Consider the following 19,480-nt stretch of genomic DNA (forward strand, 5'->3'; position numbering starts at 1 on the left):
TCGTCGGCGCCGAACTTGACCTCGGTGCCGCCGTACTTGCTGTAGATCACGCGGTCGCCGACGGCGACGTCGAGCGGGATGCGGTTGCCGTTGTCGTCGATGCGACCCGGGCCCACAGCCACGACCTGGCCCTCCTGGGGCTTCTCCTTGGCGGTGTCGGGGATGACGAGCCCGCTGGCCGTGGTCTGCTCGGCCTCGACCTGCTGGATGACGATGCGGTCCTCGAGCGGCTTGATGGAAACCGACACGGTGTACCTCTTTCTTGGACGGAAGACTCGTTAGCACCCACATACCGAGAGTGCTAACGCCAGTGTAGGCAAGTGCTGGCACTCATGCAACGCGAGTGCCAGAAGACGTCATACGCCGTCGCGCTCGTCGCGGGACGCTCCGGCCTAGGCTGGCGGGATGCGGATGGACCAGCTGCGCGCCGTGCTCACCCCCGAGGGGCTGCGCCGGCTCGACGAGCTGGGACCCCTCGCCACGACCGACGACACCGCCCGCGCGGTGAGTCGCCTGCGGACCGAGGGCCTCGACCCCGACACCGTGACCGCGCTCGTCTCGCAGGCGCACCTGCGCGCCCGGGGCGCCGCCAAGTTCGGCGAACTCGCCGCCGGCATGCTCTTCACCCGCGCGGGCCTGGAGCAGTCGACACGCCCGGTCGTCGCCGCCCGCCATGCCGCCCGATTCCGCGACGCCGGCATCGGGCGCGTCGCGGACCTCGGCTGCGGCATCGGCGGCGACAGCCTCGGCTTCGCCGGGCTCGGGATGTCGGTCCTCGCCGTCGACGCCGACGAGGTCACCGCCGCGGTCGCCGCGTACAACCTCGCCCCGTTCGGCGATGCCGTCGAGGTGCGTCACGCCCGCGCCGAAGACGTGGACCTCGGCGGCATGGACGCCGTGTGGCTCGACCCGGCCCGCCGCGTCGCCGGTCACGACGCGCAGGCGCGGGTCGCGGCATCCGAGTACACCCCCTCGCTGGAGTGGGTGTTCCCGCTCGCGGCGCGCACGAGCGCGGGCATCAAGCTCGGGCCCGCGTTCGATCGGGCCGAGATCCCCGCGGATGCGGAGGCGCAGTGGATCTCGGTGGACGGATCGACCGTCGAGCTCGTGCTCTTCACCGGCGCGCTCGCCCGCGACGGCGTGCGCCGGGCGGCACTCGTGATCCGCGGGGAGCGCGTGCACGAGATCACGGCGGCCGGGGACGCTCCCGACGTCGACGCACGCCCGGTCGGCGCCTACCTGCACGAACCCGAGGGGGCGGTGATCCGCGCGCGCCTCATCGGCGACGTCGCGCGGGCGCTGGAGGCGGGCACGATCGACCCGCACATCGCCTATCTGACCTCGGACGCCGCGCTCACGAGCCCGTTCGTGCAGAGCTTCCGCGTGCGGGACGAGCTCCCCGTCGCGACGAAACCGCTCGCGAAGGCGCTGCGCGCCCGCGGCATCGGCCGCCTCGAGATCAAGAAGCGGGGCGTCGACGTCGACCCGGCAGCGCTGCGTCGCGCGCTCGCGCTGCGAGGCGATGAATCGGCCACTCTGTTCGTCACCCGCATCGGCGACCGGCGGGTGGCGCTGCTCGCCGACCGCGTCGACGACTGAGCCGCGGGCGCCGGTCGCGACGTCGGCGGGCGAGGGGACCCTCGGCGAGGGACCGTCAGCCGAGCGAGCCGGAGGCGACGACCGCCCAGGTCAGCCACGCCGCACTGTAGAGGATCGACCCGGCGCCGAGCGCGATCGCCCAGATCGCCATCGCACGTCCCGGGGACGGACGCCGCCGGGCCGCGATGCCGAATCCGACCGCGAGCACGCCGAGCGGCAGCATCCATCCGACGACCAGAGAGGCGCCGAGCGCGATGATCGCGGTGCCCAGGCCGAGCGCCGACAGCGGCACCGGATGACGCACCGCCGGCGCCGGCGCCGGCACGTCGAAGACCGTCTGCTCGTGCACGGGCTGCAGGGCGGCGACATCGACGGGCGCCGTGAGCTCGCGCGAGAAGCCGCCACGGTGAGCGCCTGGAAGCGCCGCACTCGCCGGCGGTGTCACCACATCGGGCGAGGGCGGTTCGACCGCGTCGGCACCGTGTGCCGGGAGCGGCCACGCCCCGCCGGCCGTCGCGGCGGACCGGTCCTCCGGGGCCCCCGCGCGCTCGCCGCTCACGCGGGCACCCCCTCGGCCACCTGGATCTCGGTCACCGGCAGCGTCGAGTCCGCGCCGAAAGCGAGGGTCGAGGGTGCGCGGCCCGAGGCGATGAGCTCGGCGGCCAGCGCCGCGATCATCGCGCCGTTGTCAGTGCAGAGGCTGAGCGGGGGGATGCGCACGGTGACCCCGGCAGCCTCGGCCCGCGCCGTCGCGACCTCGCGCAGTCGCCGGTTGGCGATCACCCCGCCGCCGAGCAGGAGCCGGGGCACGTCGAACCGGGCGCAGGCGTCGAGGGCCTTCGTCACGAGGACATCGACCACCGCTTCGCGGAAGGATGCCGCGATGTCGGGCACCGAGGCATCCGCTCCCTGCTGCTCGACATAGCGCGCGACGGCCGTCTTCAGCCCCGAGAACGAGAAGTCGTAGCGGTGCTCGTGCAGATCGGACGCCCGCGCCAGCCCGCGCGGGAAGCGGATGGCGTCCGGGTCTCCGGATGCCGCGGCCCTGTCGATCTCGGGACCGCCGGGGTAGGGCAGCCCGAGGATGCGGGCGATCTTGTCGAACGCCTCGCCGGCCGCGTCGTCCATCGTCTCGCCGAGAAGCTCGACGTCGCTCGTGAGGTCGCGCACGAGCAGCAGCGAGGTGTGCCCACCGCTGACCAGCAGCGCGACCGTCGGGTACTCCAGCGGGGCCGCGTCTTCGGCGAGGATGTCGGCGGCGATGTGCCCGACCAGGTGGTTCACGGCGTACAGCGGCACGCCGAGCCCGGTCGCGAGCCCCTTCGCGGCCCCGATGCCGACCATCAGCGCACCCGCGAGGCCCGGGCCGCTCGTGACGGCGACCGCGTCGAGCTCGGCGAGCGTCACGCCCGCCTCGGCGAGCGCGGCGGCGATCGAGGGCTGCAGCGCCTCGAGGTGGGCGCGGGCCGCGACCTCGGGCACGACGCCGCCATAGCGGGCGTGCTCGGCCATCGAGCTCGCGATCGTGTTGCTCAGCAGGGTGCGGCCGCGCACGATGCCGATGCCGGTCTCGTCGCAGCTCGTCTCGATGCCGAGCACGAGGGGCTGGTCACGGTTCACGTGCACCACGCTCCCCGGGCGGTATCGGCGGGGCCCTCACCGGCGGCGGGGCTCTGTGCGGCGGCCGTGTCCTCTGCGGCGCCGCGCCAGGCCGCGACATCCAGGCTCATCACGATCGCATCGACGTCGTCGGGCTGGTAGTAGCGGGGGCGCCGGCCGACCTCGACGAACCCCTCGGAGCGGTACAGCGCCTGCGCGACCGGATTGTCGTCGCGCACCTCGAGGAACACCTCGGCGACGCCCCGCGCGGCGGCCTCCGCGAGCAGGTGCCGCAGCAGCGCTCGCCCCTGACCCCGCCCCCGCGCCGCGCTCTCGAGCGCGATGGTCTGGACGTCGCCGTCGCGCCCGCCCCACGGGGCGCGCAGCCCCGCATAGCCGATCAGACGGCCGGCCTGCTCGACGACGTAGTAGCGCCCGTGCGGCGAGCGCAGCTCCTCGCGCATCATCGGCTCGCTCCACGCGTCGGTGGGGAACGCCGCGTGCTCGAGGGCCATGATGGCGGCGAGGTCGTCGAGGGTCGCGTCGCGGATCACGCCGTCACCCGCTTCGGGGCGCCCGGCAGGGTCACGTCGGGAGAGCGCAGGTAGAGCGGCTCGTCGCGCGTGAGCACGCGCGACGCGGCGACCGCCCGGGCGCCGGCGAGCGCGAGCAGCGCCGCCGGGATGGATGCCGCATCCTCGCGTCGCGCGCCCCGCTCGGCGAGGGCAGCGTCGAGGTCGGCGCGCGGCGCGAGTGCCGCGTCGCCGATCCGCACCGGCAGCCCGTCGTCGTCGAGTCCCTCGTAGACCGAGTAGGCGAACTCGCGGCGGCGCGCGTCGGTGACGACGGCGAAGCGGCCGGCATCGTCGCCTGCGATCGCGGCGCGCAGCAGGATCGACAGGGCGACCGCGTCGTGACTCGGAACCGCGATCACGGGAAGGTCGCGGGCCAGCGCGAACGTGCGCGCGGCGGCGATGCCGATGCGCAGGCCGGTGAAGGGCCCCGGTCCCATGCCGGCGACGACCTGCGTGAGGGCGGTCGGCGCAGGCGCGTCGACCTGCGCGCCGATCGCGGCGGTGACGGATGCCGCGGCCAGCGCTGCGGCGAGCAGATCGCCGATCACCTCGGCATGGCCGAGCGGATTCGCACTCGTCGCCTCGGAGCGCACCACCCCGTCGGCGTCGACGACGGCGACGGCCGTGCCGAGCGAGGTGTCGATGCCGAGGATCACCTCTCTAGGGTATGCCGCCACCGGCACGTCCCGGGGATCGCGGCCGATCGCCCGGCCGGGCCCGGCCGGGCGCGTGCCGCGATCAGGGACGGCGGGAGATCGTCACAGTCCGCGGGGCGTCGGCGTCGAGCTCGTCGGTGCGCCGCGACGCGTCGCCGCACATCGTGTCGGCGCCGCGGCCGCCGGTCGGACGCTCGATCTCGACCTCCCACCAGGCGTCCGTGAGGGCCTCGACCATCCCGCGACCCCATTCCACGATCGTCACCGACGAGCCGAGGTCGAGGTCGAGGTCGTCGAGCTCGGCGGCCGAGCCGAGGCGGTACGCGTCGACGTGCACGAGGGGCGCGCCGCCCACGAGCGAGGGGTGCGTGCGGGCGACGACGAAGGTCGGCGACTGCACCGGGCCGCGCACGCCGAGGCCTGCGCCGATCCCGCGGGTGAGGGTCGTCTTGCCGGCGCCGAGGGGGCCGGTGAGCACGACCACGTCGCCGGGGCGCAGCGCCTCTCCGAGCGCGCGGCCGAGCGCCTCCATGTCGGCGGGCGCCTCGATGCGGCGCGCACCCAGGAGCGCGTCGGGAACGCTCATCGCGTCGCCGTCCGCCGTGGCACGCGCGGGCCGATGCGGGTCACGACCTCGTAGTTGATGGTGCCGGCGGCCTGCGCCCAGTCGTCGGCGAGCGGGGCGCCGTAGGTCGGATCGCCGAACAGCACCGCCTCGTCGCCCACCGCGACCGGGTGGTCGCCGACATCCACGACGAACTGGTCCATCGCGATGCGACCGGCCACCGGGAAACGGCGGTCGCCGATGACGACGGGGCCGACGCCGCTCGCCTGCCGCGGCACCCCGTCGGCGTAGCCGAGGGGCACGAGGGCGAGGGTCGTCTCGCGGTCGGTGCGGTAGGTGTAGCCGTAGGAGACCCCGTGGCCCGCCGGCACCCGCCGCACGGCCGCGATCGCGGCGCGCAGCGTCATCGCGGGCCGCAGCCCCAGCTCGGCGGGCGAGCGGTAGCTGAAGGGCGAGAGCCCGTAGATGCCGAGCCCGATGCGCACCGCGTCATAGCGCGACTCAGGCAGGTCGATGGCCGCCTGCGTGGCCGCGAGGTGGCGCACGCGGGGGGTGAGACCGGATGCCGCGGCCACCGCGAGCGACTCGTCGAACCGCGCGATGGCGTCGCGGTCGTCATCGGGCGACGTGTTGGAGAGGTGGCTGAAGATGCCGACGACGTGCACGCGCCCGATGCGCTCGAGACGCGCGGCCTCGGCGAAGACGCTGCGCTGCGCCTCGGGCGGGATGCCGTTGCGGGCGAGTCCGGTCTCGACCTTCAGGTGCAGGCGCGCGGGCCTGTCGCCGGTCGCGGCGGCCGCGGCCCGGTTCAGCTGGTCGAGGTCGGAGATGCCGAGCTCGATGTGCGCCTCGACCGCGCGGCCGAACGACAGTCCCGGGGCGTGCAGCCACGCCATGAGCGGCGCATCGATGCCACCGCGACGCAGGGCGAGCGCCTCGTCGACGTCGACGACGCCGAGACGGGTCGCCCCGCCGTCGAGCGCGCCCTGGGCGGCGCGGACGGCGCCGTGACCGTAGCCGTCGGCCTTCACGACCGCGATCACGTCGACGCCGGTGCGGCGCCGGAACGCCCTCACATTGTCGGCGATCGCCTCGGTGTCGATCACCGCCTCGCGCATGGTTCCCGCCGGCAGCGTCATGATGCCCCCTCCCCCGGCTCTCCCCGGCCCTCCGCGACCACGTACGCGGTCGCGAGTCCCGCGTCGTGCGACATCGACAGGTGCACCGCGGTGATGCCGCGTGCGGCCACCGTCTGCGCGGTGCCGCCGGTGAGCGCGAACACGGGTTTGCCGGAGGTCTCCGACGCCACCTCGATCTCGGTCCAGTGCACCCCGTCCGAGCCGCCGAGCGCCTTGATCAGCGCCTCCTTCGCGGCGTACCGTGCCGCGAGCGAACGCGGCTTCAACGCCCGCTCGGCGGGCGAGAAGAGCCGCTCGAGCAGCCGCGGGGTGCGCGAGAGGGATGCCTCGAACCGCGGCACGTCGACCAGGTCGACGCCGATCCCCACGATCATCCCCCGCGCCTCGCGCTCACTCGACCGTGACGGACTTCGCGAGGTTGCGCGGCTGGTCGACGTCCAGTCCCTTGGCGCTCGCGAGCCCCATCGCGAAGATGTGGAGCGGGACCACGGCGAGCAGCGGCTCGAACAGCGGACCCGCCAGCGGGATGTGCAGCACCTCGTCGGCGAACGGGAGGACCGCGGCATCCCCTTCTTCGGCGATGACGATGACCCGGGCACCGCGGGCGCGGATCTCCTGGATGTTGGAGACCACCTTGTCGTGGATGACCGACGAGCCGCGCGGGGAGGGCACCAGCACGAACACGGGCTGGCCGGGCTCGATGAGCGCGATCGGGCCGTGCTTGAGCTCGCCGGCGGCGAAGCCCTCCGCGTGGATGTAGGAGATCTCCTTGAGCTTGAGAGCGCCTTCCAGGGCGATCGGGTAGCCGACGTTGCGGCCGAGGAACAGCACCGAACGGGTGTCGGCCATCCAGCGCGCGAGCTGCGTGGTGCGGTCGTGCTCACGGTCGAGCACCCGCTGGATCTTCTCGGGGATCGCCTCGAGCTCGAGGACGTGCTGGGCGATCTCGGTCGGCGAGAGCGACCCGCGCACGCGCGCGACGTGGAGGGCCAGCAGGTAGAGGGCCGTGATCTGGGCGGTGAACGCCTTCGTCGAGGCGACGGCGACCTCGGGGCCGGCGTGCGTGTAGACGATCGCGTCGGACTCGCGCGGGATCGTCGCGCCCTGCGTGTTGCAGATCGACAGGGTCTTCGCCCCGCGCTCGCGGGCGTACTTGACCGCCATGAGGGTGTCCATCGTCTCGCCGGACTGGCTGATCGAGACGACGAGCGTGTTCGCGTCGAGCACCGGGTCGCGGTAGCGGAACTCGTGCGACAGCTCGACTTCGACCGGCACGTTCGCCCACTTCTCGAGCGCGTACTTGCCGACCTGCCCGGCGTAGGCGGCCGTGCCGCAGGCGATCACGACGATGCGCGACACCGAGGCGAACAGCTCATCGAGACCGTCGAGCTCGGGGATCTCCACCGCGCCGTGACGGATGCGGCCGCGGAGCGTGTTGGCGACGGCCTCCGGCTCCTCGGAGACCTCCTTGGCCATGAACGACGACCAGCCGCCCTTCTCGGCGGCCGAGGCGTCCCAGGTGACCTCGAACGGCTCCACCTCGACCGGCTCGCCGTGGAAGTCGGTGACAGTGACGCCCTCGGGCGTGATCGCGACGATCTCGTCCTGGCCGATCGCGAGGGCGTGGCGGGTGTGCTCGACGAAGGCCGCGACATCCGACCCGAGGAAGTTCTCGCCCTCGCCGAGTCCGATGACGAGCGGGGAGTTGCGGCGGGCGCCGACGACGAGCCCGGGCTGGTCCTGGTGCATCGCGAGGAGGGTGAAGGCGCCGTCGAGCTTGGCGACCGTCGCGCGGAACGCCTCGACGAGGTCGCCGGTGGCGCGGTATTCGCGGCCGAGCAGCACCGCGGCGACCTCGGTGTCCGTCTCGCTGCGGAACGTGTAGCCGTCGGAGAGGAGGTCGGCCTTGAGGGCGGCGAAGTTCTCGATGATGCCGTTGTGGATGACGGCGAGCTTGTCGTCGTCGGCGAGATGCGGGTGTGCGTTCGCGTCGGTCGGGCCGCCGTGGGTCGCCCACCGGGTGTGGCCGATGCCGGTCGTGCCGTCGGGCAGCGCATGAGCGGTGAGGTCGTCGCGCAGCACGCTGAGCTTGCCGGCCCGCTTGCGCATGCCGAGTGTGCCGTCCTCACCGATCACGGCGACGCCGGCGGAGTCGTAGCCGCGGTATTCGAGGCGGGCGAGACCCGCGATCAGGATGTCCTGGCTCGGCCGCGGGCCGACATAACCGACGATTCCACACATGCCGACAATCCTAGGGTCGCCGGCATGTGTGGAATCCGTCAGCGCGGCTCAGCCGCCGGTGCGCGAGGACGATCCGCCGGTGGTGCCGCCCGTGGTGCCGCCCGTGCGGGTTCCGCCCGTGAACGAGCCGCCGCCGAATCCGCCGCCCGAACCGAAACGGCCGGTCGAGGTGCTCGAGTTGCTGGGCAGCGTCGCCTGGTTGTCGGCGAGGACGACCTGCTGTCCGATCTGCAGCCCGCTGACGATCTGCGCCCAGCCGTCACCCACGGCGCCGACCTGCACCGATACCGACGAGGTCGAGTCGGATCCGCTGAGCACGATCGCCGAGGCCGCGTTGCCGGCCAGACCGCTCAGCGCCGACGTCGGCACCCGCAGCGCGTTGGTGGCGGATGCCACGGTCAGCGCGACGACCGCCTGGGATCCGGTCGCCAGCGCGATCGGAGGGTTGGCGACCGTCACGACGGCGGGATAGGACGGCGTGGAGGCCGTGGACGAGACGGGGAGAAGGCTCACGGTCGCGACGCTGCCCGTGAGGGCCGCCTGGGCACCGTCGGGCGTGACCTGCGCGGCGAGACCCGACTTCACGAGCGACATGTCGGAGATCGGCACGTCGACGGTGATGTCGGCGTCGCCCGCCGCCGAGATGATGACCGCCTCGCTGGTGGTGGCGGTGTCGCCGACCGAGAACGGGATGCTGGCGACCACGCCGCCGACCGGGGCGACGAGCGTCGCATCGGCGAGGTTGGCCTGCGCCGTCGAGACGGCCGACTGATCCTGCAGCACGGCGACGGCGGCGGACGCGACGCGACTCGCCTGCGCGGCGGCCTGCGACGTCGAGGACGTGGTCGACGTGGTCGACGTGGTCGAGCCTGTCGCGCCGTGGCTGGACGTCGAGGACGTCCCGGCGCTCTTCGACGCCTGCACGATCGTCGCGGCGGCCTGGGAGATCGCCGCGCTCGCCTTCGCGATGGCGGTCGTGCACTGCTGGATCTCCGCCGGCGTCGGGGCCGAGGGCGATGCCGAGGGGCTCGGGGTGGGCGTCGGGGAATCGGTGGGCGTGGCCGACGGGCTCGGGCTGTCGGTGGGAGCGGGCGTGGCGGTCGGGGAATCGGTCGGCGACGGCGAGCTCGACGGGTGCGGCGCGGCCGGGGCGAGCAGCGCGGCGCACGCTGCGCCCTCCGCCTTGACCGCGGCATCCATCGCGGTGATCGCCGCCGTGAGCGCGGACGTCGATCCGGACGACGATCCGCCCGCCGCCGATCCGCCGGAGGAACCCGACGACGATCCGCTCGCGGTGGTGCCGCCGGAACCACCCGAGGCGCCGCTCGTCGCGGTGCCCGACTGCGCAGACTCGAGCGTCACCTGGTCGTTGGCGAGCTGCGCCTGCGCGGCCAGCAGCGCCGACTCGAGCGGCGCCGGGTCGATCGTGGCGAGGGTCTGCCCCTCGGTCACCGTCTGGCCCACCGCCACCGGGATGCTCGTCACGGTGCCCGACGTCGCGAAACCGACCGAGGTGTCGCCGAGCCGCTGCACCGTGCCCGTGAGGGTGAGCACCTGCGACACGGCACCGGTGGACACCGCCGCCGTGCGATAGCGGTCGGAGCCGGTCGAGGCCTGCACGGCCACGACCGCGCCGCCCGCGGCCACGATCACGATCACGGCACCGACGGCACTGCCGATGATCCAGGTGAGACGTCGACGCTGTCGCGTGGGAGACATGGGGAGTTCTTTCTCGTCAGGCCCGCCGGATCCGACGCGCGGGATGCGCGATCGGGCCGGCGGGCTGTGTCATCGACGGCGAGGTCAGGAGTTCGAGCCGGAGGAGCCCGAGGAGCCGGACCCCGAACCGGAGCCGGAGCCGGAGCCGGAGCGACCTCCGAAGCCGCTCGAGCACGTGCCGTTGACGGGCTGACTGACGGTGAGCGATGTCGCCGTCAGGGCGCCGGTGTCATCCTTCGTTCCGGTCGCGGTCACGCAGACGCCGACCGCCACATCGCTCGCGGTCCCGGATGCCAGCTGGGTGTAGGTCGTCGAGGAGGATGTCGTCACCGTCACCTGGGTCGACGAGCCGCCGCCCCGCGCCGCCTCGGTCACCACGAACGATCCGTTCGAGAGCGACGCGATCTGTCCGAACGCACCGAAACCACCGAAGCCGCCGGCGCGCGGGGTCGCACTGCCCGATCCGGATGCGGGGCCGCCCGACCCGCCCTGTCCGGCTCCGCCGCCGGCGCCGCCACCGAACCCGGCGGTGCACGTCGACCCGCCGCTGGAGGTGATCTCCACCGAGGCCGCGGCGACCTGCGTCGCCGGCGTGGCGGACCCGCTGGACCCACTCTGATCCGCACGGACGACGACGCAGTCGCCGGTTGCGAGAGCCGTGGCATCCGCGCTCTTCTGCACCTCGAAGGTGGTCGACCCCGTCCACGTGACCGCCGTCTGCGCGGTGCGCGTCTGCACCTGCGCCGTGCTTCCGTTCAGCGCCGCGACCTGCCCGCTGACGCCCGGGATGCGGGCCGCGCGGCTGCTCGAGGGAGCGGGGTTGGGGGCGGCGTTGCCCGAATCGGTGGCGCCGGCGGCCGAGCAGGCCGACAGCACGATGGCGGCGCCGGCGAGAACCGCCAGCAGACCGGTCTTGGAGTACCTCATGTCATTCGCTCCTCAGCGCGTCGATCGGCGCAAGGCGCGCCGCTCGTCCCGCGGGGTAGACCCCCGCGACGATTCCGATAATCAAAGAGACCAGCAGGGCGCCCAGCGCGACCGGCAGGGAGAGCAGCACGGGCTGGCCGAGCACCGCAGGAAGGGTGAGCGCGCCGATCGTGCCGAGCGCGATGCCCAGGAGCCCGCCGATGAGGCCGAGCACGCTCGCCTCGACGAGGAACTGCCGCAGGATGGCTCGCGGGGTCGCACCCAGCGCCTTGCGCAGACCGATCTCGCGCACCCGCTCGGTCACCGACACGAGCATGATGTTCATCACGCCGATGCCGCCGACCAGCAGCGAGATCGCCGCGATGCCCGCGAGGAGGATCGTGAGGATCTGCGTCGTGGAGGTCGCGGTCTGCAGCAGCGAGGCCTGGCTCGCGACCTGGAAGTCCGCGTTCGAGGCCGTCACCCCGTGCTGGGTCAGCAGCGCATTGTCGGTCTCCTGGTAGGCCGCCGACAGCGCCTGCGTGCTCGCCGCCTCGACATAGATGGAGGAGATCGTCGAGCCGCCCGAGCTGGAGAAGATCGACGCCCACGTGGTCGACGGCACGACCAGCTGATCGTCCTGGTCGCCGCCGACGGTCGATCCGGCCGTGTTCAGCTCGCCGATGATCGTGAACGGGATGTTCGCGATCGTCACCTGCTGGCCGACCGGATCACGGAACCCGAACAGATCGGACGCGGTCGTGGACCCGATCACGGCGACGCGCGAGAGGTTGTTCAGATCGTCGTTCGTGAAGAACCGGCCCGACACCACCGACCGGGCGCGCACCGTCAGCCACGTCGGCGTGGTGCCGACGATCGAGGTGGTCCAGGTCGACGTTCCGGCAACCGCCAGCTGCGAGGTCGTCGACACGGGCGCGACGGCCCCGATGTCGGGCGCGACCGTGGTGTTGGCGAGCAGCGCGGCATCGGCGGAGGTGAGCGTCGACGCCGAGCCGGCACCGCCGCGCACTCCGCCGACACTCGTCGTGGAGCCGGGCGTGACGACGAGCAGGTTCGAGCCGAGAGAGTTGATCTGCGCGGCGACCTGCTGCTGCGCGCCCTGTCCGAGGCCGACCGTCAGCATGACCGCGGCGATCCCGATGAGGATGCCGAGCACGGTCAGCGCGGAGCGCATCCGGCGGTGCCGGATCGCGTCGAGCGCGGTGCGCAGCGTCTCCGCCCAGTTCATCGTTCGTCTCCGATCGAGGTGGGGTGGTCGGGCAGGTCGGTGGGGGACGGAGCGGATGCCGCGTGCGCGCCCGCCGCGGGGACGATCGCCGCCGCAGCCAGCACGCCGTCCGGGTCTTGCAGCTCGCCGTCGCGGATGCTCACGGCGTACGCGGCACGGTCGGCCACCTCGTGCTCATGGGTGATGACGACGACGGTGCGCCCCTGCTGATGCAGCTCGTCGAAGAGGGCGAGGATGTCCTCGGTCGAGACGCTGTCGAGATTTCCGGTCGGCTCGTCCGCCAGGATCAGGCTGGGCTTCGTGACGAGCGCCCGGGCGACCGAGACGCGCTGCTGCTGGCCGCCGGAGAGCTCGTTCGGGCGGTGGTCGATGCGACTGCCGAGCCCGACGCTCTCCAGCGCCTCGATGGCCCGCCGCTTGCGCTCCTCCCGCCCGACACCGGCGTACACGAGCGGCAGCTCCACGTTGCGCCAGGCGGTGAGGCTCGGCAGCAGGTTGAACTGCTGGAAGACGAACCCGATGCGCCGGTTCCGGATCTCGGCCAGCTGCGCCTCCGTGAGGGTGGACACATCGTCGCCGGCCAGCCGGTAGGAGCCGGAGGTCGGGATGTCGAGGCATCCGAGGATGTGCATCAGCGTCGACTTGCCGGAGCCCGACGGGCCCATGACGGCGAGGTAGTCGCCCTCGCGCACGGTCAGGCTCAGGCCCCGCAGCGCCTGCACCTCGATGTCGCCGATGACGTACGACTTGCGCACGTCGTCGAGCTCGATGATCGGTTCGCCGAGCATGTCAGTTGCCGCCCGAGGTCGAGGATCCGGATCCCGAACCCGTGCGGCCGGAGCCACCCGTGCCGGAGCCGCCCGTGCCGCCCGTGCGACCCGAGCCGCCGGTGCCGCCGGTGCCGCCGAAGATGCTGGAGCCGCCCGATCCCGATCCGGTGCGGAACGACTGCGTGACCGGCACCACGACCTCCTGACCCTCCGTCAGACCGTTGGTGATCTGCGTCTGGGCCCCGAAGATCTGGCCGAGGGTGACCTGCACGGTCTGCTGCGACCCGTTGTCGCTGACGGTGACGACCGTCTGGCCGTTCTCGGTGCGCACGGCCGCCGTCGGGACGGTGAGCACGTTGTCGAGCTCCTTCGTGATGATGTTCACGCTCGCCACCGTGCCGGCGTACAGCCCGGTCGGCGAGCCCGTCAGCGCGACGGTGACCGGGAACTGGGCGACGCCGGCGGTGCTCGAGGTCGACTGCACGCCGATCGACTGCACGGTGCCGAAGATCGCCTGGGTGGCGCCCGTGGGCGTCACCTGCGCCTGCATGCCGGTCTTGATGTTCGCGAGGTCCGCGTTGCTGACCGTGGTGGAGACGACCCATGAGGTGGGCGAGATGACGGTGATGGCCGCCGCCGAGCTCGTCGGCGTGCTCGAGGTCGACGACGTCCCGGTGCTCGTCGAGGTGCGCGACGCCGACGAGCTGCTGGACGACGAGGAGGTCCCGCTCGACCCGATCTGGGCACCGACCGACACGTTCACCGCGGCGACGACGCCGGCGATCGGAGAACTGAGCGTCGCCTGGCTGACGGCGGTCTGCGCGAGCTGCAGCTTCGCCTGCGCCGAGGCGACCTGAGCGGATGCCGCGGCCACCTGCGCCGAGGTGCCGCCGGCGGCGGCCGTCTGCTGGGTCTCGGCCTGGTTGAGCTCCGCCTGGGCGAGGGTGACCTGGCTCTGCAGCTGAGTCGGGTCGATGGAGGCGAGCGCCTGACCGACCGTGACCGTCTGCCCGACCTGCACGTCGACGGCCGTGACGGTGCCGCTCGAGGAGAAGGTGAGGTTCGCGACCGTCGCCGGCTCGATCGTGCCCGACGCCGAGACGCTCTGGTCGTACGTGCCGACGGCGGCCGCGACCAGGCGCTGGGTCGCCGCCTTCGGCGAGAGGAAGAACACCGCCGCCGCGGTGCCCGCTCCTGCCACGACGACGACGGCCACGATGGTGATGATGACTGCCGGCCTGCGCCACCAGCGACGCGAGCGCGGAGCGCGCTTCTTTGCCATGCCTCGGTCCTTTCGAGTGAATCCTCGACGAGGCTAGGAGTGCTCGGCTGGGCTGGCGGGCGGTTGCGCTATGGCGTCTCTATGGATTCGCCTCGCGGGCGAGATCCGCGTGATGACGCGGATCTCGCGGCATCCTGCCGTGTTTTTCGGCACCGTCAGCGCGCATTGCTATGAGATCTTCAGAGTTCTCGGTGCGTCGCCCCACCGCGTGTCGGACGGCGCCCTCAGAGCTTGCGCAGCAGCACCGACTCGACCGCGTGCGAGCGATCCTTGCGCAAGACGAGACTCGCCCGGTGACGGGTGGGGAGCACGTTCTCGATGAGGTTCGGCAGGTTGATCTCGGTCCAGTACCCCATCGCGCGCTCGACGGCCTCCGCATCGGACAGGGACGCGAACACGTTGAAGAACGAGGACGGGTTGCTGAACGCGCCGCGACGCAGGGCGAGGAAGCGGTCGGTGTACCACTGGGCGATGTCGTCGGGTTCGGCGTCGACGTAGATCGAGAAGTCGAACAGGTCGCTCACCGCGACGTCGTTGGGCGAGGGCGGGGGCTGGAGCACGTTGAGACCCTCGACGATGACCACATCGGGTCGGTGCACGGAGATGTGGGCGTCCGGGACGATGTCGTACCGCATGTGCGAGTAGCACGGTGCCTTGACCTCCTCGGCGCCCGACTTGACGGCGCTGAGGAAGTCGACGAGGCCGCGCCGGTCGTACGACTCCGGGAAGCCCTTGCGGGCCATGAGGCCGCGTCGCTCGAGTTCCGCGTTCGGGTAGAGGAACCCGTCGGTGGTGATCAGCTCGACGCGGGGCGTTCCCGGCCACCGGCTCATGAGCTCACGCAGAAGACGCGCGATCGTGGACTTGCCGACCGCGACGGAGCCGGCCACGCCCACGACGAACGGCGTCGTCGTGTCGGGCTCCCCGAGGAAGGCGCTCTCGTCGGCGCCGAGCCGCTTCGTCGCTGACGCGTAGAGCGAGAGCAGCCGGCTCAGCGGCAGATAGACCTCGCGCACCTCGGTGAGGTCGAGGCGGTCGCCGATGCCGCGCAGCTGCACGACCTCCGCCTCGGTCAGCGGCTGCTCCATGCCCGCCGCGAGTCGCGACCAGTCCGCGCGACCGATCGCGCGGTACAGCGTGGGCGCGAGGGTCTCGGGTGAGGCGTCGTCGACGGGCACGGGGTCAGCCTAGCGGCGCGGGCCGGCGGGCCCCGCTGCGCTAGCATCCGTGACAGGAGCGCACCGGAGCCGCCGAAGGGAGGCTATCGATGCGTGAACGGCGGGTGGTCGTCATCGCGGCCATCGCGATGGGCGTGGCGGTCGTGCTCGCCGTCGCCGGGTTGCCCCTCTACGTCTTCCCCTCGCATCCGGCGGTAGCGCGGGCGGACCTCGTCTACGTGATCGGGCCGCCCACTCCGGCCCGCATGGCGGACGCCCAGAAGCTGCTCGACGAGGGCGTGGCATCCCATCTGCTGGTCTCGGTCGGCGGGGGGATGCCGGCGTCGACCGTGCCGGAGTGCACGCGGCCCGACGTGACCTGCGCCACGCCCGAACCGTTCACCACGAAGGGCGAGGTCGCCCTGCTGCAGGCCTACGCGCGCGATCACGCCGCGCAGAGCGTCGTGGTGCTCACCTTCACCCCCCATGTCGCCCGTACCCGCTACATCTTCGGACGCTGCTATGCGGGCGACGTGACCGTCGTGCCTGTCGAGGAGCGCCTCGATTTCGGGCAGTGGGTGTATCAGTACCTCTACCAGTCGACGGCGTTCGTGAAGGCATGGCTCCTCCCGTGCGCCGAGCCGATGAGCGCGGTCCCCACCCCGGTCGCGACGGCGGGGTAGAGTCTCGGCGCTCCGCGACGGCGGGCGGGCGCCGGATAGGCTGACCGCGTGCGACTCGGCGTTCTCGACATCGGCTCGAACACCGTCCATCTGCTCGTCGCCGACGCCCACCCGGGCGGCCGCCCCCTGGCGTCGACGAGCACGCGCACGGTGTTGCGACTCATGCGCTTCCTGACCCCCGACGGATCGATCAGCGAGGAGGGCGTGTCCGCCCTCGAGCAGGCCGTCGCGGACGCCGCCCGGGTCGCCCGGGAGCAGGGCGTCGACGAGCTGCTGGCGACCGCGACCTCCGCGGTGCGCGAAGCGACCAACGGCGACGAGGTCATCGCCCGCATCGAGGCGGCCCTCGGACAGGAGCTGCAGGTGCTCGGGGGCGAGGTCGAGGCCCGGTACACCTTCCTCGCCGTGCGCCGCTGGTTCGGCTGGTCGGCGGGACAGGTGCTGCTGTTCGACATCGGCGGCGGGTCGCTCGAGATCGCGGCGGGCGCCGACGAGCTGCCGGAGGCCGCGGCATCCGTGCCCCTCGGCGGCGGACGCATGACCGTCGAATTCCTGCACGACGACCCGCCCGGAGAGGACGCCGTCGAGCGGCTGCGCGCACACGCCGAGCAGACCCTCGACCCCGTGCTCGCACCCTTCTGCGCCCTCGCGCGCCCCGACCACGTCGTCGGGTCGTCGAAGGCGATCCGCTCGCTCGCGAAGCTGGCCGGCTACCCCGTGCCGGGCTGGTCGGGCATCGAGCGGATGCTGCTCCCCCGCGCCGCGCTCGGCTCGTGGATTCCGCGGCTCGCGCGCATCCCCGCGTCCGCCCGGCAGGAGCTGCCGGGCATCACCGCCGACCGCACGTTCCAGATCGTCGCGAGCGCCGTCGTCGTGCATACCGCGATGCGTCTCATGGACGTCGACGAGCTCGAGGTGAGCCCGTGGGCACTGCGCGAGGGCGTGCTGCTGCGCTACATCGAGTCGATGGCCTGGAGCTGAGCGGGACTCAGTTCGCGAGGCGCTCGCGCACCACGTCGGCGAGGGTGGCCGCGATGCGCTCGGCGGTGGCGGCATCCGCCGCTTCGACCATCACGCGCACGAGCGGCTCCGTACCCGACGCCCGCAGCAGCACCCGGCCGGTGTCGCCCAGCTCCGCCTCCGCAGCCGCGACCGCGGCCGCCACCTGCGCGTCGGCCACGCGGGTGCGATCGACGTCGCGCACGTTCACCAACACCTGCGGGTAGACCGTCATTGTCGATGCGAGCTCGGCGAGCGAGCGTCCGGTGCGCGCCATCTCGGCGACGAGGTGCAGACCGGTCAGGAGGCCGTCACCCGTCGTCGCGAAGGCGCTCATGATCACATGGCCGGACTGCTCGCCGCCCAGCGAGTAGCGGCCCTGGTTCATCGCCTCGAGCACGTAGCGGTCGCCGACCGCGGTCTGCAGGACTCGGATGCCGCGATCGGTCATGGCCCGATGCAGGCCCAGGTTGCTCATCACGGTCGCGACCAGGGTGTCGTCCGAGAGCGCGCCGCGTTCCTTCATCGCGACCGCGAGGATCGCCATGATCTGGTCGCCGTCGACCACACGTCCCGCCGCATCGACAGCGAGGCACCGGTCGGCGTCGCCGTCGTGGGCGATGCCGATGTCGGCGCCCAGCCGCACGACCTCCGCCGCGAGCGAGTCGAGGTGGGTCGAGCCGACGCCCTCGTTGATGTTGAGCCCGTCGGGGTCGGCGCCGATCACCGTCACACGGGCGCCCGCGTCGCGGAACGTCTCGGGCGAGACTCCGGATGCCGCGCCGTGCGCGCAGTCGAGCACCACATGGAGGCCGCCGAGGCGATGGGGCAGCGAACGCAGCAGGTGCAGGACGTAGCGGTCCTCCGCGTCCGCGAAGCGGCGGATACGACCCACGCCGGCGCCGGTCGGCTGCAGCTTGGGGCCTGCGAGCGCGAACTCGATGCGCTGCTCGACGTCGTCGGGGAGCTTCACACCGCCCCGCGCGAAGATCTTGATGCCGTTGTCGGGCGCGGGATTGTGCGACGCGGAGACCATCACGCCGAAGTCGGCGTCGGTGTCGGCCACGAGGAACGCGGCCGCCGGGGTCGGCAGCACTCCGGCGTCATCGACGTCGACGCCGGAGGAGGCCAGACCGGCCGCGACCGCCGCCGCGAGGAACTCGCCGGAGATGCGCGGATCGCGCGCGAGCACCGCGCGTGGGCGTCGCCCCGCGGCACGCCGCGCCTCGGCGGAACGGCCCTGGCCCAGGACGACCGCGGTCGCCTGGGCCAGGGTGAGAGCAAGATCGGCGGTGAGGGGGCCGTTGGCCAGCCCCCGCACGCCGTCCGTGCCGAACAGCGCCATGGAGCGGATCAGCGCTTCGAGTACTGAGGAGCCTTGCGCGCCTTCTTGAGACCGGCCTTCTTGCGCTCCTTGACGCGAGCGTCACGCGAGAGGAAGCCGGCCTTCTTGAGGGTCGGGCGGTTGTTCTCGGCGTCGATCTCGTTGAGCGCGCGCGCGATGCCGAGGCGCAGCGCGCCGGCCTGGCCCGAGGGGCCACCGCCCTGGATGCGGGCGATCACGTCGTAGGCGCCCGCGAGGTTCAGCACCGTGAACGGGTCGTTGATGAGCTGCTGGTGCAGCTTGTTCGGGAAGTAGTCCTCGAGCGTGCGGCCGTTGACCGTGATCGAGCCGGAGCCCGGCACGAGACGGACGCGGGCGATCGCCTGCTTGCGGCGGCCGACGGCCGCACCCGGCACCGAGAGAACGGGGCGGGGGGCGTCGACGACCACGTCGGCCGGCGTCTCGGTCGAGTAGTTGTTGTCGGTGGAGTCCTGGATGTTCGCCACGAGTGTGTCCTTTGGGTGAGCGGCGCTTACTGGGCGACCTGGTCGAAGGTGTAGGCCTTGGGCTGCTGCGCGGCGTGCGGGTGCTCGGCACCCGCGTAGACCTTCAGCTTGGACAGCTGCTGACGACCGAGGCTGTTCTTGGGGAGCATGCCGCGGATCGCCTTCTCGACGGCGCGGACGGGGTTCTTCTCGAGGAGCTCGGAGTAGGCGACCGCCTTGAGACCGCCCGGGTAGCCCGAGTGGCGGTAGGCGAGCTTCTGCTGGAGCTTCTGACCGGTGAGGGCCACCTTCTCGGCGTTGACGACGATGACGAAGTCGCCGGTGTCGACGTGGTTCGCGAAGGTGGGCTTGTGCTTGCCGCGGAGGATCGCGGCAGCGTGCGAGGCGAGGCGGCCGAGCACGACGTCGGTGGCGTCGATGACCAGCCATTCACGCTGGATCTCGCCTGCCTTGGGGGTGAAAGTGCGCGTCACAGTTGTGCTGCTTTCTGTATCGAACGGAGAGGTTCGTG

20 protein-coding genes and 1 pseudogene are annotated in these 19,480 nt (G+C 72.4%); 3 read left to right on the forward strand and 18 right to left on the reverse strand.

All coding sequences use genetic code 11. From position 1 onward, the window contains the following. Positions 1-248: pseudogene (gene groES, locus BGO15_RS11400) on the reverse strand (co-chaperone GroES); the annotation flags it as partial. A gap of 157 nt (positions 249-405) precedes the next feature. Here groES and BGO15_RS11405 point away from each other — a divergent pair. After that, positions 406-1,599 (forward strand): THUMP-like domain-containing protein, encoded by a 1,194-nt coding sequence (locus BGO15_RS11405; protein WP_056518707.1) that lies wholly within the window; start codon positions 406-408, stop codon positions 1,597-1,599. A 55-nt stretch (positions 1,600-1,654) separates the two neighbouring features. Here the strand turns inward: BGO15_RS11405 and BGO15_RS11410 are convergent, their stop codons facing one another. From BGO15_RS11410 to coaA, 14 genes are all read right to left on the reverse strand, one after another. After that, entirely contained in the window at positions 1,655-2,158 is a 504-nt protein-coding gene (locus BGO15_RS11410) for a hypothetical protein (RefSeq protein ID WP_056206037.1), read from the reverse strand. After that, positions 2,155-3,225, reverse strand: a complete 1,071-nt coding sequence (gene tsaD, locus BGO15_RS11415) for a tRNA (adenosine(37)-N6)-threonylcarbamoyltransferase complex transferase subunit TsaD (protein WP_056206100.1) — start codon at positions 3,223-3,225, stop codon at positions 2,155-2,157. The genes BGO15_RS11410 and tsaD overlap by 4 nt, the downstream gene beginning before the upstream one ends. Further along, the gene (gene rimI, locus BGO15_RS11420) at positions 3,216-3,752 is read right to left on the reverse strand and encodes a ribosomal protein S18-alanine N-acetyltransferase (protein ID WP_235557371.1); all 537 of its coding nucleotides are present in this window, start codon (positions 3,750-3,752) and stop codon (positions 3,216-3,218) included. Before rimI ends, tsaD begins: the two co-directional genes overlap by 10 nt. Continuing rightward, positions 3,749-4,429 carry a tRNA (adenosine(37)-N6)-threonylcarbamoyltransferase complex dimerization subunit type 1 TsaB gene (gene tsaB, locus BGO15_RS11425; RefSeq protein ID WP_056518705.1) on the reverse strand — a complete coding sequence of 227 codons (681 nt, stop codon included), beginning with the start codon at positions 4,427-4,429 and terminating at the stop codon, positions 3,749-3,751. Before tsaB ends, rimI begins: the two co-directional genes overlap by 4 nt. An 82-nt stretch (positions 4,430-4,511) precedes the next feature. After that, positions 4,512-5,015 carry a tRNA (adenosine(37)-N6)-threonylcarbamoyltransferase complex ATPase subunit type 1 TsaE gene (gene tsaE / locus BGO15_RS11430; RefSeq protein ID WP_056206042.1) on the reverse strand — a complete coding sequence of 168 codons (504 nt, stop codon included), beginning with the start codon at positions 5,013-5,015 and terminating at the stop codon, positions 4,512-4,514. Then, a complete protein-coding gene (gene alr / locus BGO15_RS11435; RefSeq protein WP_056206044.1) occupies positions 5,012-6,133 on the reverse strand; it encodes an alanine racemase in 1,122 nt (373 codons plus the stop codon). The genes tsaE and alr overlap by 4 nt, the downstream gene beginning before the upstream one ends. After that, the gene (locus BGO15_RS11440; protein WP_056206046.1) at positions 6,130-6,507 is read right to left on the reverse strand and encodes a holo-ACP synthase; all 378 of its coding nucleotides are present in this window, start codon (positions 6,505-6,507) and stop codon (positions 6,130-6,132) included. Before BGO15_RS11440 ends, alr begins: the two co-directional genes overlap by 4 nt. A gap of 16 nt (positions 6,508-6,523) precedes the next feature. Beyond that, the gene (gene glmS / locus BGO15_RS11445; protein WP_045246607.1) at positions 6,524-8,374 is read right to left on the reverse strand and encodes a glutamine--fructose-6-phosphate transaminase (isomerizing); all 1,851 of its coding nucleotides are present in this window, start codon (positions 8,372-8,374) and stop codon (positions 6,524-6,526) included. A 48-nt stretch (positions 8,375-8,422) separates the two neighbouring features. After that, positions 8,423-10,093 carry an RND family efflux transporter gene (locus tag BGO15_RS11450; RefSeq protein WP_056206049.1) on the reverse strand — a complete coding sequence of 557 codons (1,671 nt, stop codon included), beginning with the start codon at positions 10,091-10,093 and terminating at the stop codon, positions 8,423-8,425. Between the two features lie 84 nt (positions 10,094-10,177). Then, positions 10,178-11,020, reverse strand: a complete 843-nt coding sequence (locus BGO15_RS11455) for a DUF5666 domain-containing protein (RefSeq protein WP_056206051.1) — start codon at positions 11,018-11,020, stop codon at positions 10,178-10,180. Between the two features lies 1 nt (position 11,021). Beyond that, positions 11,022-12,248 carry an ABC transporter permease gene (locus tag BGO15_RS11460; RefSeq protein ID WP_045246286.1) on the reverse strand — a complete coding sequence of 409 codons (1,227 nt, stop codon included), beginning with the start codon at positions 12,246-12,248 and terminating at the stop codon, positions 11,022-11,024. Further along, complete coding sequence (locus BGO15_RS11465; RefSeq protein WP_082486256.1) at positions 12,245-13,036, reverse strand: ABC transporter ATP-binding protein; 792 nt, start codon at positions 13,034-13,036, stop codon at positions 12,245-12,247. Before BGO15_RS11465 ends, BGO15_RS11460 begins: the two co-directional genes overlap by 4 nt. Position 13,037: 1 nt before the next feature. Further along, complete coding sequence (locus BGO15_RS11470; protein ID WP_056206052.1) at positions 13,038-14,300, reverse strand: efflux RND transporter periplasmic adaptor subunit; 1,263 nt, start codon at positions 14,298-14,300, stop codon at positions 13,038-13,040. A 224-nt stretch (positions 14,301-14,524) separates the two neighbouring features. Next, the gene (gene coaA / locus BGO15_RS11475; RefSeq protein WP_056206054.1) at positions 14,525-15,478 is read right to left on the reverse strand and encodes a type I pantothenate kinase; all 954 of its coding nucleotides are present in this window, start codon (positions 15,476-15,478) and stop codon (positions 14,525-14,527) included. 89 nt (positions 15,479-15,567) lie between these two features. Between coaA and BGO15_RS11480 the strand changes: the two genes are divergently transcribed. Together BGO15_RS11480 and BGO15_RS11485 are read left to right on the forward strand one after the other, a co-directional pair. Beyond that, positions 15,568-16,140 (forward strand): YdcF family protein, encoded by a 573-nt coding sequence (locus BGO15_RS11480; protein ID WP_156454706.1) that lies wholly within the window; start codon positions 15,568-15,570, stop codon positions 16,138-16,140. Between the two features lie 48 nt (positions 16,141-16,188). After that, entirely contained in the window at positions 16,189-17,121 is a 933-nt protein-coding gene (locus BGO15_RS11485; RefSeq protein ID WP_056206058.1) for a Ppx/GppA family phosphatase, read from the forward strand. 7 nt (positions 17,122-17,128) lie between these two features. On the opposite strand, the gene glmM is transcribed toward BGO15_RS11485, so the two are convergent. From glmM to rplM, 3 genes are read right to left on the reverse strand one after another with little or no spacing between them, the layout of a single operon-like run. Next, the gene (gene glmM, locus BGO15_RS11490) at positions 17,129-18,484 is read right to left on the reverse strand and encodes a phosphoglucosamine mutase (RefSeq protein ID WP_056206060.1); all 1,356 of its coding nucleotides are present in this window, start codon (positions 18,482-18,484) and stop codon (positions 17,129-17,131) included. 8 nt (positions 18,485-18,492) lie between these two features. After that, positions 18,493-18,969, reverse strand: coding sequence for a 30S ribosomal protein S9 (gene rpsI / locus BGO15_RS11495; RefSeq protein WP_056206062.1), 477 nt, complete (start codon positions 18,967-18,969; stop codon positions 18,493-18,495). Between the two features lie 26 nt (positions 18,970-18,995). Next, entirely contained in the window at positions 18,996-19,442 is a 447-nt protein-coding gene (gene rplM / locus BGO15_RS11500) for a 50S ribosomal protein L13 (protein ID WP_045246273.1), read from the reverse strand. Between the last annotated feature and the right edge of the window lie 38 nt (positions 19,443-19,480).

It is taken from the genome of Microbacterium sp. 71-23, assembly GCF_001897265.1.
GTDB lineage: Bacteria > Actinomycetota > Actinomycetes > Actinomycetales > Microbacteriaceae > Microbacterium > Microbacterium ginsengisoli.